This is a genomic window from Actinoplanes sp. NPDC051388, from assembly GCF_055586225.1.
On the sequence record NZ_JBVJIP010000031.1, the window covers coordinates 39648 to 54768 of the forward strand.

General features: G+C 72.0%; 8 protein-coding genes and 1 pseudogene. 1 reads left to right on the forward strand and 8 read right to left on the reverse strand.

Translation table 11 applies throughout. The annotated features are described in order from the left end of the window. Positions 1-111 precede the first annotated feature (111 nt). The 8 genes and pseudogenes from ACZ6TI_RS45715 to ACZ6TI_RS45750 form a co-directional block, all read right to left on the reverse strand. Positions 112-2502 (reverse strand): annotated as a pseudogene (locus tag ACZ6TI_RS45715) (AfsR/SARP family transcriptional regulator); the annotation flags it as partial. A gap of 245 nt (positions 2503-2747) precedes the next feature. Then, positions 2748-5921 (reverse strand): nSTAND1 domain-containing NTPase, encoded by a 3174-nt coding sequence (locus tag ACZ6TI_RS45720; RefSeq protein WP_465351580.1) that lies wholly within the window; start codon positions 5919-5921, stop codon positions 2748-2750. 68 nt (positions 5922-5989) lie between these two features. Further along, positions 5990-8047 (reverse strand): M14 family zinc carboxypeptidase, encoded by a 2058-nt coding sequence (locus ACZ6TI_RS45725; protein WP_465351581.1) that lies wholly within the window; start codon positions 8045-8047, stop codon positions 5990-5992. Positions 8048-8120: 73 nt separating this feature from the next. Then, positions 8121-9662: an eCIS core domain-containing protein gene (locus ACZ6TI_RS45730; RefSeq protein WP_465351582.1), complete on the reverse strand. Its 1542-nt coding sequence runs from the start codon at positions 9660-9662 to the stop codon at positions 8121-8123. A 91-nt stretch (positions 9663-9753) separates the two neighbouring features. After that, positions 9754-10206 (reverse strand): MarR family winged helix-turn-helix transcriptional regulator, encoded by a 453-nt coding sequence (locus ACZ6TI_RS45735; protein ID WP_465351583.1) that lies wholly within the window; start codon positions 10204-10206, stop codon positions 9754-9756. Then, entirely contained in the window at positions 10207-10575 is a 369-nt protein-coding gene (locus tag ACZ6TI_RS45740) for a cupin domain-containing protein (protein ID WP_465351584.1), read from the reverse strand. 81 nt (positions 10576-10656) lie between these two features. Next, positions 10657-12033 (reverse strand): class I adenylate-forming enzyme family protein, encoded by a 1377-nt coding sequence (locus tag ACZ6TI_RS45745; RefSeq protein WP_465351585.1) that lies wholly within the window; start codon positions 12031-12033, stop codon positions 10657-10659. Continuing rightward, positions 12026-13561, reverse strand: a complete 1536-nt coding sequence (locus tag ACZ6TI_RS45750) for an NAD(P)-binding domain-containing protein (protein WP_465351586.1) — start codon at positions 13559-13561, stop codon at positions 12026-12028. Before ACZ6TI_RS45750 ends, ACZ6TI_RS45745 begins: the two co-directional genes overlap by 8 nt. A gap of 61 nt (positions 13562-13622) precedes the next feature. Here ACZ6TI_RS45750 and ACZ6TI_RS45755 point away from each other — a divergent pair, with 61 nt between their 5' ends. Beyond that, positions 13623-15113, forward strand: coding sequence for an aromatic amino acid ammonia-lyase (locus ACZ6TI_RS45755; protein ID WP_465351587.1), 1491 nt, complete (start codon positions 13623-13625; stop codon positions 15111-15113). The last annotated feature ends 8 nt before the right edge of the window (positions 15114-15121 follow it).

Consider the following 15121-nt stretch of genomic DNA (forward strand, 5'->3'; position numbering starts at 1 on the left):
GTCGGCGCAGTGCTCCTCGGCCGTCGCCAGGTCACCGCGCGCCCGGTGCACCAGGCCCATCCCCCGGATCGCGATCAGCTCGCCGCGCCGGTGGCCGATCGCGCGGTAGCGGTCGAGGGCCAGCGCCAGGTGCTCCAGGGCGCCCTCGTCGTCGCCCAGCTCACGGTGCGCGAAGCCGAGGCTGTAGGACGCGTGCGCCACTCCGGCGTGGTCGCCGATCCGCTCGAGCATGTCCCGGGCGCGCACGATCAGCGGCACCGCCTCGCAGTGTTCGCCGAGCTCACGACCGACCGTGCCGAGGCCGTTCAGTGCCACCGCCAGCCCGCGGTCGTCGCCCACCTCCTCGAAGAGCGCGGCCGCCGCGGCGAACCGCTCGCGCGACTCGTCGAGGCGGTCGTGGCTGTAGTGCATCTGGGCGATCCCGCAGATGATCGTGGCCTCGGCGAGGCGGTTGCCGGCCCGCCGGGCGACCGCGGCGGCGGCGGTGTGCGTGCGCTCCCAGCCGTCGAAGTTGTTGACCTTGGCGAAGGAGGCCGGCACCAGCGCTTCGGCGAGCGCGCAGGCCAGTTCGTCCAGGCCGAGCGCGGCGGCCCGCTCGACCGCGGCGACCAGCGCCGGCTCCTCGGCGGCGAACCACCGCGGCAGGTCGATCCGGGCCAGCGCGTCGGTCCACTCCGGCCCGGGTGCGGGCAGGCCCGCCGGGCGGTACATCCGGGGCACCGCGGTGGGCAGCTGCACGGCGAGCCGCTCGGTGACGTGCAGCATCGCGGTCAGGCCCTGCACCAGGGTGGCGTGCAGCTCGTCGGGACGCTCCCGGGCCAGCTCGCCGGCGTAGAGCCGGACCAGGTCGTGCATCCGGTAGCGGGTGGCGTAGCCGGCCGGGGCGGTGACGTCGAGCAGGCGGGCGTCGGTGATCTCCTCGACCAGGTCGGCGGCCTCGTCCAGCCCGGCGCCGAGCAGCGCGGCCACGGTCACCGCGGTCAGGTCGGGCGGGTCCAGGCAGCCGATCGCCCGGAACGCGCGCTGCGCCCGGGGCCGCAGCGCGCGGTAGCCCATCGCCAGCCCGGCGCGCACCTCGAGCCCGTCCAGGGAGAGCTCGTCCAGCCGGCGGCGTTCGTCGCCGAGCCGGTCGGCGAGTCGCTCGACGGTCCAGTGCGGACGGGCCAGCAGCCGGGCGCCGGCCACCCGCACCGCGAGCGGGAGCCGCCCGCACAGGTCGGCGAGCCGGGTGGTCTGCGCCGGGTCGGCCTCCGCCCGCTCGGCGCCGATCACCCGGGTGAGCAGGGCGCGGGCCTCGGCGGCGGTGAGCACACCCAGCTCGATGCGGACCAGCGTGGGCACGGTGGACAGCCGGGACCGGCTGGTCACGATCAGCGCGGACCCGGCCGCGGTGGGCAGGAACGGGTGCACCTGGGCGGCGGCGGCCGCGTCGTCGACGACCACCAGGATCCGCTTGCCGGCCAGCTCGGCCCGGTAGCGCGCGACGCGTTCCCGCAGGTCGGGGTTGCCCTGGGCGTCGGTGTCGGTGACCCCGAGAGCGCGCAGCGCCCGGCTCAGCGCCTCCGGCGGCTCGAGCGGGTCGGCGCCGCCCACGTTGAGGAAGATCTGGCCGTCCGGATAGGCCGCCCGGACCTGATGCGCCACGTGCACGGCGAACGCGGTCTTCCCGGCGCCGCCCGGCCCGGAGACGATCACCATCGGCGGGGATCCGGCGGCGCTCTCCAGCGCCGCCCGGACGGCCGCCAGCTGCGCCTCGTGCCCGGTGTAGTCGGGCAGGTCGGGCGGCAGCAGCGCCGGACCGGGCGGCCCCGCCGCGGCGGGCGCCGGCTCCCGCAGAATCCGGGTGTACGTCTCCCGCAGCATCCGCCCCGGCTCGGCGCCCAACTCCTCGGCGATCCGGGCCCGGGTGCGGGCGTAGAGATCGAGCGCCTCGGGGCTGCGACCGGCCGCGTGCAGGGCCCGGATCAGCGCCCCGATCAGCGGCTCGGCCAGGGGGTTCCCGGCGAGCGCGGCGGTCAGCCGGTCGATCACCATGGCGTGCCGCCCCAATGCCAGCGACGCCTCGGCCCAGCCGGCCAGCGCGGCCAGCCGATGCCGCGCGAGACCGTCGCGGGCCCGCTGCGCCCACTCGCCGGGCAGCCCGCCGAGCGCCTCGCCGCGCCACAGGCCGAGCGCCTCGTCCAGCTTGGCCGCCCGGTCCAGGTCACCGGACGCCGAGCGGGCGCCCTCGACCAGCGCGCGGAACCGGTAGAGATCGACCGTCTCGACCGGCGCGCGCATCGTGTAGCCACCGGACCAGTGGTCGACGGTCACCGCCTCGCCGAACGCGGTCTTGAGCGTGCGGCGCAGGCGGGCGACATAGCCATAGAGCGTGCCGCGGGCGTCGGCCGGCGGGTCCTCGTCCCACAGCCGGTCGATCAGCGTCTCGAAGGTGGCCGGGTGTCCCCCGTCGAACAGCAGCGCGGCCAGCAGGTGGCGCTGCTTGCGCGCGCCGAGGGGCACGGTCTGGTCACCGGCCAGTGCCTCGACCGGCCCGAGCAGGCGGAACCGCAACGCGCCCCCAGAGACTTGATTGCTCCAAGACAACAGCCTACGGCGTCCGGCACCGTCTCACGTGGTGGGCGTCGTGAGGTTGACCGACTCGGTGGCCGGGCGCAGTCCGTATCGCTGCCGGTCGTCCGCGGTGAGGCGATGGCGAGCCTCGACGTCCCCCTCGCACGGCCTGTCGTCGATGGGGATCGCCCAGCTCAGCAGGGTCGCGAACGTTCTCCGGACGTCGTCGAGTCCCAGACACGCAACTGCTCGCCACCGGCGGCAGCGAGCAGCAGACCGTCCGGCGACCATTCCAGCAGGGAGATCCGTCCCTCCGCGGCCTTCCAACGGTCGGTGAGATCACCGGTCCGGCTGTCCCAGATCAGCACGGTGCCGTCCGCTGCGCTTCCGGCCAGCCGCCGCCCGTCGGGGCAGAACGCGATCCGGTCGGCGCCGGACTCACCCGCCATGACGCTCGCCTTCCTCCCCGCCCCGGCGTCCCAGACCTCGACCACGTCCGGTTCCGGCTGCGAGAAGTCGAAACGCGACACGGCGATCCGGATGCCGTCCGGCGCCCAGTCGAACGCCGCCCGCCCGTTCCCATCACCGAAGTGGTCGATGACCTGCCCATCGGTGCCGCAGAGCGCCAGTCCGCTCCTCGTGGAGGTCGCGAGCACACGACCGGACGGTGACCACCGAAATCGGGACGCCTGGGAATCTGGAGAGAGTTCGTGAACCATGCCGTCATTGCCGATGATGCGGACCGGACGCTGGGACGTGGACACCGCGGCGCTGGACCGGTCCGGAGACCACGAGATCTGCTTGACCCGTCCGCCGGGGTACTCGTCGAGGAGGGGGTCGCCCGGCGTCCACACCGCGAGGTCGCCGGTCCGGCCACTCAAGGCGATCCGGCGGCCGTCGGGGCTCCACGCGAGGTGATCCGGATCGCCGTCGCACCCCCGCCACACGTGGTCGAGATCGTCGACCTTCCGAAGTTCGACGCGGCGTTCGCCGTCCTCGTCCTGAACGTAGGCGATGGTTGCGCCGTCGGGGGCCCAGGCGATCGCCGGTTCCACCCCGTCCACCCGCCACGTCGCGACCTTCCGGCCGCCGAGGTCGTAGACGGCGACAAGGTGGTCATCCAGGAGTCTCTCCGGCCGGGTCCGGACGAGCACCGCGACGAGATCTCCGAGAGGCGAGAACGCGAGGCTGGTGACCTCTCCACGCACCTGCACGGTCACGATGGGCGTCGTCCAGGCGCTGGTCCGGAAGACGCGGATCTCGCCGGAACCCGCAAGGCCGAGCAGGTCAGCGGAGGAGCAGAAGGCCACGGCATCGACCTGCGCGCCGTCGAACCGGTGATGGTGCACCACCGATGATGCTTGCACCCCGTAGACGTCGACCGCATCCCAGTCGGTCTGTGCGGCGAACATCGTGGCCGGCCCCCACGCCGCCCGGCCGGCGCCGGGGAGAAGGGAACCGATACCGGCGAGATGGTGACCGTCCGCAAGCCTCCACAGCTCGAGGGAATGCTGCTCGCTCAGCCCGAGCGCATACCGGCCGCAGGCGCTGAGTCTGCCACCGCGACGCATCGCCGGCTCGCTCAGGCGTTGTTCTGCATGCCGATGCCCGGCGGACCAGGTGCAAACCTTGCCGCGTTCATCGAGGGTGCGGAGCCGACCGTCCGGCAGCCAGACCATCGAGCTGATCGGCGCCACGTGGCCGACCGGAAGATGCGCGACCGCGCAATCGGCGCGCAGGGCCCACAATGTCAGCACGGCGGCCTCAGTCGGGGCGAATTCGGCGACCGCGGCCGACGCCACCGCGATCGCCAGTTCCCGATCCTGCGGCTCGAGTTGCTGCGCCCACGCGGCCGCCTGATCCGCGCCGCGCTCGCGGTCCCGCTCCGACGCGGCACGAGACGCGGCGATGAACTCGAGCACCGACGGCGCCGGCACCACGTCGCCGACCAGTGCGGCTGCTTGCTCCAAGGCCGTTCCCCTGAGCAGATCGTCCGGCTGGCCGCTGTCGCGCCACGACACGGCACGTTGCTCGAGCAGGGTGATCCGCCGCAGTTGATCCTGGTGCGCCTCGATGATCGCCACCAGGGCGGGCCATTCCCGGAACACCGCTTCGTGGGCGAACTCGACGGCATCCCCTCGCTCGACATCGACCATCAGCCGGGCGTCGCGGAAGGAGGTCACGACCAGGCGTGCACCCTCATCGAGTCCCTGCCGCGGAATCGAGCGGCGGACCGTCCGATCGCCCTCCAGGCCGACTCCGCGCAGGAGGGCCTGGTCGACCGTCTGCTGTGGGATCTCCTTGATCAAGCTCTGGTAGACGGAGTCGGCATGCCGGGCGATCGCACCGCCCACCCGCCCGGCTTGCTGGTATTGCGCGGCCGTGATGGCGCTGTGGAGGGCTTCGTCGTGGAGTTGACGCAGGAGGTGCGCCAGCAGCGGGAGGGCATCGGCTTGATGTGCGGTGGATTCGATGACCATCGTGTTCACCAGGCCCTCGTCGAACGTGATGCCGGCCGCTGTCGCCGGTTGTTCGATGGCCTCCCGCACCTGTTCCGGTCCCAGCGAGGCGATGGGCATCGGGTCCGCGGCCGGAAGCGCCGGCTCGCCGGCGGCGGCCGCATAGAATTCCGGCCTCAGTGCGACAAGCAGATGGACGTGCGGGTGAGCGGCGAGAACAGCCGCCATCAACTCCAGGAACATGGTTCGTTCCGGCTTTCCGCAGAGCGTGTACAGATCCTCCCACTGGTCGATCACGAGCAGGACGGGGCCGGTCTCGGGATGCAGCAGGGCCAGTAAGTAGTCGGGGCGGCCGCCGCGGCGTGCGTCGTCCCGAAGCGAGCGGGCGGTGTGGGATCGATCGCCTCCGACATGGCAGGCGACGGCCAGCGCGCCGAACGGATCACCACCCATCCGGATGGGCCCGCGCACCTGCCAGCGTTTCGGCAGTCGCGGCAGGACACCCGCGCTGATCAGGGACGACTTCCCGCTGCCGGACGGCCCGACCAGCATGACCAGCCGTTGCATGGAGGTGGGACCTGACCGATCCAGCCGGGTGACGATCTCGCGGGACTCGCGCTCGCGACCGCAGAACACCGTGGCGTGGTCGGCGTCGAAAGGCGCCAGGCCGGGGTAGGGGCTGGCCGTGCTCGTCCAACTCGGCTTGCTGCGCCGGCGTCGCCGGCGGTCCCAGCAGATCCAGACGATCAGACAGGCCGGCACCCAGATCCACGGATATTGAGCGATCGGTTTGAGCGGTCCCCGCCAGTCGCCCGTCTCCGCGGTCAGGATATTGATCGCCAACCCGAAGAACACGCTCGCCAGGAAGGGAACAAGATCGCCCTGGTACTCGACGCGTCGGCGAGGCATGGCACCGACGCTAGGGCGGACCAGACCCGGCGCCGCCGACGAGTGGCAGCACCGGGCCCTCGTTCCACCTATCGGGTGACCGCGGCCTCCCCGGCCTGGGCGTCGCGGGCCACGCGGACCAGCTCGACCAGGCCGGCCGCGTATTCCTGGGACTCGCCGTGTGCCTCGTCGAACGGCGGCTGGAAGCCGACGCCCTCCCAGCGCTGCGCGGCCTCGTTCCACCTGTCGTTGCCGACCTCGAAGTTCCAGGCGGTGATGCCCAGGTCGTAGTAGAGGTGGTCGGCCGAGTTGCCGGCCGCGGAGTAGAGCACGTCGGCGACCGGGCCGGTGTAGGACGGCCAGGTCACCGTGCCGCGCTCGGTCGCGATCGCGCCGACGATGCGCCGGGCGCTGTCCAGGAAGTACTTCGACTCGTCGATCGACGGCCGCGGCAGCGTCACCCGGCCGGCCGCCTTGTACGCCCCCGGCGACCACATGAAGTAGCCGCCGTAGCTGTGCACGTTCAGCGAGTACTTGATGTTCGGGTGTGCGGTGGCCAGCGCGACCACGTTGCTGCTCTCCTGCTCGGACAGCTCGGCGGTGCCGGAGTAGGTGCCGGACAGGCAGTTCGAGCTGCCGCCCACGTAGCCGTCGAAGTGCGAGCCGACGGCGTAGTTGCGGTTCACGTCGACGCCCCACGAGTTGCGGTTGCGCGGGTCGCGGGCGGCGCCGGTGCAGTGGTTGGCCAGGTTCTTGCGCTGGAAGTTGAAGTCGTTGAACGAGTAGTTGGCGCCGTCCGGGTTCACCGTCGGGATGATGAACACCTCGACCGAGTCGAGCAGCTCGCGGGTGGCTGGATCGGTGGCGTAGTTGGCCAGCAGCCGCTCGGCGAATTCGAGCGTCACCAGCGGGGTCGCCCACTCGCGCGCGTGCTCCTGCGAATAGGACAGCACGCCGATCTTGGAGCCGTCCCGGACCGCGCCGATCCGCAGCGCCTGCACGGTCCACGGGCGCTTCGGGACCTCCGTACCCAACAGCCCGTCATCGAGCCGCACCGGGCCCGCCACCGGCATCGGCAGGCCGGCCGAGCCGTCCTCGGCGAAGGCCCGGAAGCGGTCCGGGAAGCGGGCGTTGATCGCCGCGGCGACCTCGTCGGTCGAGCTGATCGTCTTGCCGGCGGCATCGGTCGCCAAGGAAACGGTCAACACCCGATCCCGGTACGCCACGGTGAGCGGCCGATTCGGGGCGCCGGGGTCGACGGTGCGCGCCTGGACGCCGTTCATGCCCTGCGAACCGAACTTCACCGACTCCACGACCACGGCGGCGACCGCCGGATCACCGAGGTAGGCGACCGCCGTCCGCCGATAGCCCTGCGTCTGGTTCGGCAGGTCCAGCACGTCCACCAGCTGCGAATACTGCCGCTTGAGCCGCTTGATCCGGGCCGAGATGTCGGTCGGCGTCAGATAGGCGTCGATGAAGTCCTTCTGGTAGCCCACCGGAGTGGCCGGCGGCGTGGCGCCGGGCCAGGCGCCCGGGGTGATCGGCCGGGACCGGCCGCCCAGGCTGGACGTCGCGACCACGGACACCGGCTGCGCGGGCAGCGGCTGCGGCAGCGCCCAGTGGTACTGGTATTCACCCGAGTCCACGAACCGGACCAGCGGATAGGTGCCGGTGGCGCCGTCCGCGGTGCGCCAGGTGACGGTGATCTCCACGTTCGGGTCGTCCGAGGCGGAGGTCGCCACCTGCGTCTGCAGGAAGGTCTTCCCGTTCGTGGTCCACCAGTAGGCCTGCAGGAACTGCAGGGTGTCCGCGGCGGTCGCGGCCTTCTTCTGAGCAGAGGCCCGGGTCGCCGTGGGAATCACCTGCACGGCGGTGGCGCCGCGCGCGGTGAGAGCGTCGAGCTCGGCGGCGGTCACCACCAGGTCGGCCTGCACCGCGCCGGCCGTGGTGCGCGGCCGGGCGGCGATGTCCGCGCCCTCGGCCAGCAACTGCTCGAACATGGCCTCGCTGGGCAGCGAGAAGCGGACCAGAGCGGTCTGCCCCGGGGGGATCAAGGGTGCTGCTGCGGCGGCGGACGCCGAGGTGGGAGCCGGAAGGACGATCAGGACGGCAACGGCGGCGGCGGCGAGTAAGCGCCTGGACAACATGGGACCTCCTGCGGCGGTGAAGGACGTGGACCCAGATCAGTCCATCCATTCATCGCTGTCAACAGGTTGTCGATCACGTTTGTCCGAACAGGAGCCTCAGTTTGGTGCGCTGGTCGAGGTTGCCGAGCTCGGCCGGGTCGATCGCGGCCCGGATCTTGGTCTTGGTGCTGCTGTCCGCGCCCTTGTAGATCAGCATGATCGCGTCCAGGTCGCCGTCGGACACCCAGCCCTCGAAGGCGAGCTTGCACATCCGCACCTTCTCGTCGGCCGGCAGCGCCTCGATCACCTCTTTGCGCTGGGTGTTGATGAACTCGCGGACGTCGTCGTCGTCGCTGATGCTCTTCGAGCCGTTCTTGAAGTCGGTCTCGATGATCGTCTTCGGGTCGTCCGGGTCGACCACGAACGGGAACGAACGGTCGAAGCCCTTGAACTCGGGGATGTCCAGGATCTCCGGCGCGGCCTGCTGGTTCTGGTGCGCGGGCACCATGTCGCCGGCGCCGTCGGCCACCAGGTCGCCGTAGAAGTGCAGCACCGCGTCCTGGCTCGGGCCGCTGAGCGCGGCGAAGTCCACCGGGTCGCAGCGGGCGATCATGCTCTCGATCATGTTGTAGAGGTCGCCGGACTGCGGCAGGCCGGCCAGCCTGCTGCCGGTGAACGCGCCGATCGCGTTCGACGTGGTGTCCTCCGGTCCGAACCGCGACTCGGACTCCGACTTCAGCTCGTGCTCGCGGCCCTTGTTGGTGGCCGGGTGGTTGCCGTCGGTGCCGCCGGGCAGCGAGGCGGCCATGAAGTTGGCGATGTACATCAGCTGGATGAAGTGCCGCATGTCGAGCAGCCCGGCCCGCCGGGTCAGCACGTAACGGGGCTTGAGCATGAAGGGCTGGGCGCCGACCGAGTCGATCCCGGCCGCCGCGGACGCCGGCTGCCCGCCGCACAGCTTGACGAACTTCTCCATGTCGACCTGGGTGCCATAGCTGACCGCGGCCGCGATGATCGACTTGAGCGTGCTGAGCAGGTCGTTGTACTTGCCGGCGATCTGGGTGGTCTCGTTGCCCTGGTGCTTGGGGTCGACGCCGTGCGGCAGGTGGAAGCTCTTCATGCCGCCGCCGCCCTGCACCACGTGGGTCAGCTCGTGGGCCAGCAGGTGCTCGCCGCTCTCGGTGCCCGGCGCATAACGCCCCGCCCCGAACACGATGTCCGACCCGACCGTGTACGCCGCCGCGCTGACCTGCTCGGCGGACTGCGCCGCGGTCGACCCGGTGTGCACCCGCACGCCGGAGAAGTCCGCGCCGAACCGCTGACCCATGGTGGCCATCGTGCGGTTGTCCAGCGGCTGCCCGGAGGTGGCGAGCGCCTCCATCACGCCGCCCGGCAGCACCCCGCCACCGGACCCGCCGGCCGCCCGGCTGATCGGCCCGCCGTGCTGGGCGACGTGCTCGGCCTCGCGCTCGACCGCGTCGCCCGGCTGGGTCATCGCCACCTCGGGCAGCGCCGGCCCGCTCACCGCGCGCATCAGCATCTGGTTGGACAGCGGCACGATCGGCGCGGCGACCGGCGCCTCCTCGGCCTCCGCCGCCGCGATCGACCGGCCGTCCACGCGTTTCCGCTTGCTCACCAGCCCATCATGCGGGGAGGCGTCCACCCGGGGAAGACCCGGGTCGCCGGTGCGACCCTGGCCGGATCAGGGGCTTCCGGGCGGCGGGAACTCAGCGCGGGGTGACGGCGGGCAGGAGGCCGCCGTAAGCGGTGGTCATCGCCGTCGTCAGCGCGGATCGCATGGATTCCACCGTGGCGGCGCCGAGCTGCTCCGCCCACTCGGCCTCCAACTCGTCGTAGATCCGCTCGACCTCGGTGAGCAGGTCGTGGCCGGCCGCGGAGAGCCGCACCGACTTCACCCGCGCGTCCACCCGGTCGGGTGCCCGCTCGATCAGGCCACGCCGCTCGAGCGTGTCCAGCAGCTTGGAGGCGGCCTGCTTGGAGGTGCGCATGAGCAGCGCGATCTCGGTGCCGGTGGCCGGGCCGTCGCGGGTGGCGAGCAGCACGTAGCCCGCCGCGCGGGGCACGTCCGGCCAGCCGCGCTCGGCGAGGCGCTCGTGCAGGCGCTCGACCAGGTAGTTGGTCGCCATCGCGAACAGCCGGGCCAGTGGGACAGGACGCACTCAAGCCGCCCACGGCGGGGTGAAGAGCCCGTCCGCGGTGCGCACCTGGCCGCCGACGGGCAGCACGCAGACCAGCCGCAGCGGCCCGTCGCCGGCGCTGCGCACGGCGAAGTCGGTGTCCGGCGGCACCACGATGGCGTCGCCCTCGGCCGCCGTCAGCGTCTCGCCGCCGAGCGCGACCTCGGCCGTGCCGGCCAGCACCAGGAAGACCTCCTCGGTGGTCAGCCGGTGCGGCGCGGGCAGCGGTCCGGGCTCGATGGTGACGGTCCAGACGCTGGACTTCTCGGTGCCGCGGCTGGGACCAGCCAGCGGGGTGAAACTGGTGCCCGGAAACGGATTCATCGCGGGCGCGGGATGCAACACGGGCATGTCAGGACCTCCGGTAGTCAACCTCGTTGACTGAATCCAATCACAAGTCAACGTGGTTGACCACCCCCGCGCGTCTCCGCGTCAGGAGCCGAGCAGGGCCCGCTTGTCGGGCTTGCCGCTGGGCGCGATCGGCACCTGGTCGATCAGGGCGATCGTGCTCGGCGCCGCCGCCGCGCCCAGGCGGCCTTCGACCAGTGCGCGGAGCTCGGCGGCGGCGGGCACCCGGCCGGGCGCCGGCACCACGAACGCGTGCACCGCCTCGCCGGTGTCGTCGTCCGGAGCGCCGACCACATAGGCCTCGGCCACGTCCGGATGCGCGGCGAGCACCCGCTCGATCGGGCCGGCGTAGACCAGGGTGGCGTGCACGATGATCACGTCGCGGGCGCGGCCGAGCAGCCGCAGGTAGCCGTCGTCGCCGATGGCCGCCAGGTCGCGGGTGCGCACCCAGCCGTCGCGGAACACCTCGGCGGAGGCGTCCGGGTCCTGCCAGTAGCCGACGGCCTGGGCGGGGGTCCGGACGTACAGCTCGCCGTCGCGGACCGCGACCGCGTTCGAGGCCGGCGGGCGGCCGACCGTGCCGAGCAGGGCCGGATCGGCCAGCATCTCCCCCGGCGTGAGCATGCTGATCATGCCGGTCTCGGTCTGGCCGTAGCCGTGGAACACGACCGGCCCGAGCACGTCGAGCGCCTCGGCCAGCCGTTGCGGGTGCAGCGGCGAACCGGACACCAGCAGCGCGCCCAGGCTGCTCAGGTCGGCCGGGCCGGCCCGCTGCGAGCGGACCAGCTGGTGCAGCTTGCCGACCGTGATGACGCTCGCGGTGGCCCGATGGCGGACGATCGCGTCCGGGAAGCCGGGCGGGTCGGCGGTCACCAGCACCCCGCCGGCGGCCAGCGTGACCACGCTGTACTCCCACATCACCTGACTGGACAGCGAGCCGAAGACCAGGAACCGGCCGAGCCGCCCGGCCAGCTCGCGGATCGCCGGGGGCCACCGGTCGGGGTGGGTGGTCCAGGACGCGCTCATTGCGGCGTACGTCTGGGCGCAGCCCTTGGGTCGTCCCGTGCTGCCGCTGGTCAGGATGATCCGGGCGACGTCCGCGGGCCGTCCCGCCGCCACCACCGGCCGGCCGTCGTCCGGAGTGGACAACAGGGAGATCAGGAGGTCCTCGTCGAGGAGACGGTCGGCGGGCATCGACAGCTCCGGCCGCAGACCGACGACGCGCGCGCCGACCGCGTGCGCGGCCACGATCGCGGCGAAGGCGGCCGGGTGCACGCCGAGCCGGACCGCGACGCCGCACCCCGGCCCCACGCCGTCGGCCCGCAGCCCGGCGACGATCCGGCGGACCATCGCGGACATCGAAGCGGCGGTGACCACCGAATCGCCGTGCTCGAAGACCGGCCGGTCACCGCCGACCGCGAGCAGGTCGAGGATCGCCTGCGGGAACGGCGGCTCAGGCATCGGCCAGGACGGACTTCACGAACAGCGCCAGCGGCTGCTGGTGCACCGCCGGCAGGTCCCAGTGGTTCTCCAGGTTCTCCGCCAGGTGGTGCTCGGCCACCACCTCGGCCCCCCGATACACGCGCACCACCGGATGCAGGTAGCTCGCGTCGTGTGCGGACGCCGCGTCGTTCTCGGCGATCCGCGGAATGGTGATGTCGAACGGATCGACGGTGTCGTGGTCCGGGCCGTATTCCAGCGTCGTCGCGAAGGCCAGGGGGAAGGACCCCAGACCACCCTCCTCGAGGTACGCCACCGGCACCTCTTCGTGGTACCGGGCGTCGGCGGAGGACACCGTGACGACGTCGGCCAGCACCGCGAACTGCTGCCACAGCGCCGACGTCACGTTGATCCGCGCGATGATCGCCTCGGTGATCGCCTCCGGCGTGGCCTCCAGCGGGCGGGCCGGCCACGGGGTGTCGTGGTGCCGCTGCCCGAGGATCCGGTGCAGCGCGCGGGCGCCGTACCGGAAGCCGTGGATGAACCCGCTGGTCGACTTCTTGAAGTCGCGCTGCTGGGTGAGCGTCCCGGCGAAGTGCAGGCCGGGCACGTTCACCGACTCGAAGGCGGGGGTCTGCTCGGGGAAGCGGTCCTTGATCACCAGCCGCGGGCGGGCCGATTCGTCGAACATCGACCCGTCGAAGCGGAAGCCGGTGCACGCGATGATCCGGTCGTACTCCAGCACCCGCAGCGCCTCGACCGTGCGCGCGTAGCGGAACCAGACCCGGAAGCCGCCGTCGTCCCGTCGCTCGATCCGCTCGACGGTGCCGTCCAGCACCGCGTTCTGCGACTTCAGCTGATAGGTGTCCAGGAAGTTGTTGTTCACCGCCCGCAGGTGCCCGACGTAGTGCGACTGCCAGGCCAGCTTGATCGAGTGCGGCCCGGCCACGTGGATCACCGCGGCGGTCTCGACCAGCGCGTCGGCGGTCTCGAAGCCGGAGTTGCCCTTGCCGATGATCAGCACCCGCTGGTTGGTGAAGTCCTGCGGCGACAACGACACGGTGTCGTAGCGCTCGGCCAGCTCGATGCCCGGGATCTCCGGCACGTAGAGCTGCGAGACGCCGGTGGCGACGATGACCCGGCGGGCTGTCCATGACCGTTCACCGGCCTCAACCGTGAAAGCGCCGGCAGCAAAGGAGATCCGGGTGACGCGGACGTCATATTCCACCGGCAGCCCGGCCGAGAAATCGGACAGATAGCGCACCATGTCGTCGGCGGACGGGAAATATGAACTGCTGTAGGACTTGAAGAGGCGCTCACCGCCCAGCAACGAGTTCCAGTCCGACCGCAGGTTGAACTCCGGATCCTCGGAGCCGGTCCACACCTTGTTGATCGAGATCAGCTGCCGGTGCCGCGGATAGGTCCGGAAGAACGTCCCCGGCCCCGGCCCGGCCTCCAGGACGACGTGGTCCCGGCCGTCCTCGCGGAACAGGGCGGAGAGCTGCAACCCGGCCGGTCCGGCCCCGATGATCACGTAGTCGTGCGTCATGTGCCGGACCGTACGCGGGCCAAATCAGAGCGTTCTGAGAAACCGTGCATAGCGTGCGGCCATGACGACTTCGATCGATCTCGGTGCGCCGCTCGACCCGGCGAGCCTGGTCGCGGCGGCCGCGCCGGTGACCGTGCTGGCCGGCCCGGAGGTGCGCGAGCAGGTGGCCGCGTCCCGGGCGTTCCTGACCAAGGCGCTGGGCGACGACCGGGCGATCTACGGCGCCACCACCGGCTTCGGCGCGCTGGTCGGCTATGCGGGCCGCGCGGACCTGGCCGATCAGGCCGACAACACGCTCGCGCACCTGGGCGCCGGCCAGGGCCCGGACATCGCGCCGGACATCGCCCGCGCGGCCATGCTGATCCGGGTGTGGTCGCTCGCCCAGGGCGCGTCCGGCGTCTCGCCGCATGTGGTGGACGCGCTGATCGCCATGCTGGGCACCTCGTTCGCCCCGGCCATGCCGCGCTGGGGCTCGGTCGGCGCGAGCGGCGACCTGATCCCGCTCGGCGCGGCGGCGCAGGCTCTGCGCGGCCGCGGACACGCCTATGTGGACGGCGTGCGAATGCCCGCGGCCGAGGCACTGGCGAAGACCGGGATGGGCCCACTCCCCCTCGACGGCCGCGACGCACTGGCCCTGGTCAACGGAACATCGGTGACCACCGCCGCTCTGGGGCTCGCCCTGCACGAGACCAGAAGATGCCATCGGGCCGTGCAGAACCTGACCTGCGTGCTGGCCGATCTGCTGGGCAGCGACCCACAGTTCCTCGACGCCCGCTTGATCGACAGATACAACCACCCCGGCGCGAGGGAGATGGCCGCGGCGATGCGGGCCACCGCCGAGGGCCTGACACCGTCGGGAAAACGGCCGCTGCAGGAGCCGTACAGCATCCGCTGCGCTCCGCAGCTGCTCGGCGCGGCCGAGGACGCCCTGCGTTACGCCGACGGCGTGCTCGCCGCAGATCTCGGCGCGGTCAGCGACAACCCGCTGTTCTTCCCGGACGACGACGTGGTGCTGCACGGCGGCAACTTCTTCGGCCAGCCCGCCGCGTTCGCCGCCGACCTGCTCACCATGGTGATCGCGCAGACCGGCAACCTGGCCGAGCGCCAGCTCGACCTGCTGGTCGACCCGCACCGCAACACCGGTCTGCCGCCGATGCTGGCCGCCGGGCCGGGCATGCAGCACGGGCTGCAGGGGGTGCAGCTGGCGGCGACCGCGCTGATCACCGAGATCCGCCGGGACGCCCTGCCGGCCAGCCTGCAGAGCGTGCCGACCAACCTGCACAACCAGGACGTCATCCCGCTCGGCACCCAGGCCGCGCTGCGCGCCCGGGACCAGGCCGGGCTGCTGCGGCTGATCTGCGGCTCGCTGGCGCTCGGGCTGCGCCAGGCGGTGCACGCGGGCGCCCGGCGGCCGACCGCGCCCAGCTGCGCGGCGTTGCTGGACGAGCTGATCGCGGCGATCCCGCCGATCGACCCGGACCGCCCGCTCGAAGAGGACGTCCGGCGTGCGGCAGGGATCGTGGTTGATATTTCTCTGAGTTCTGCCGCCTAGCGTCCGAC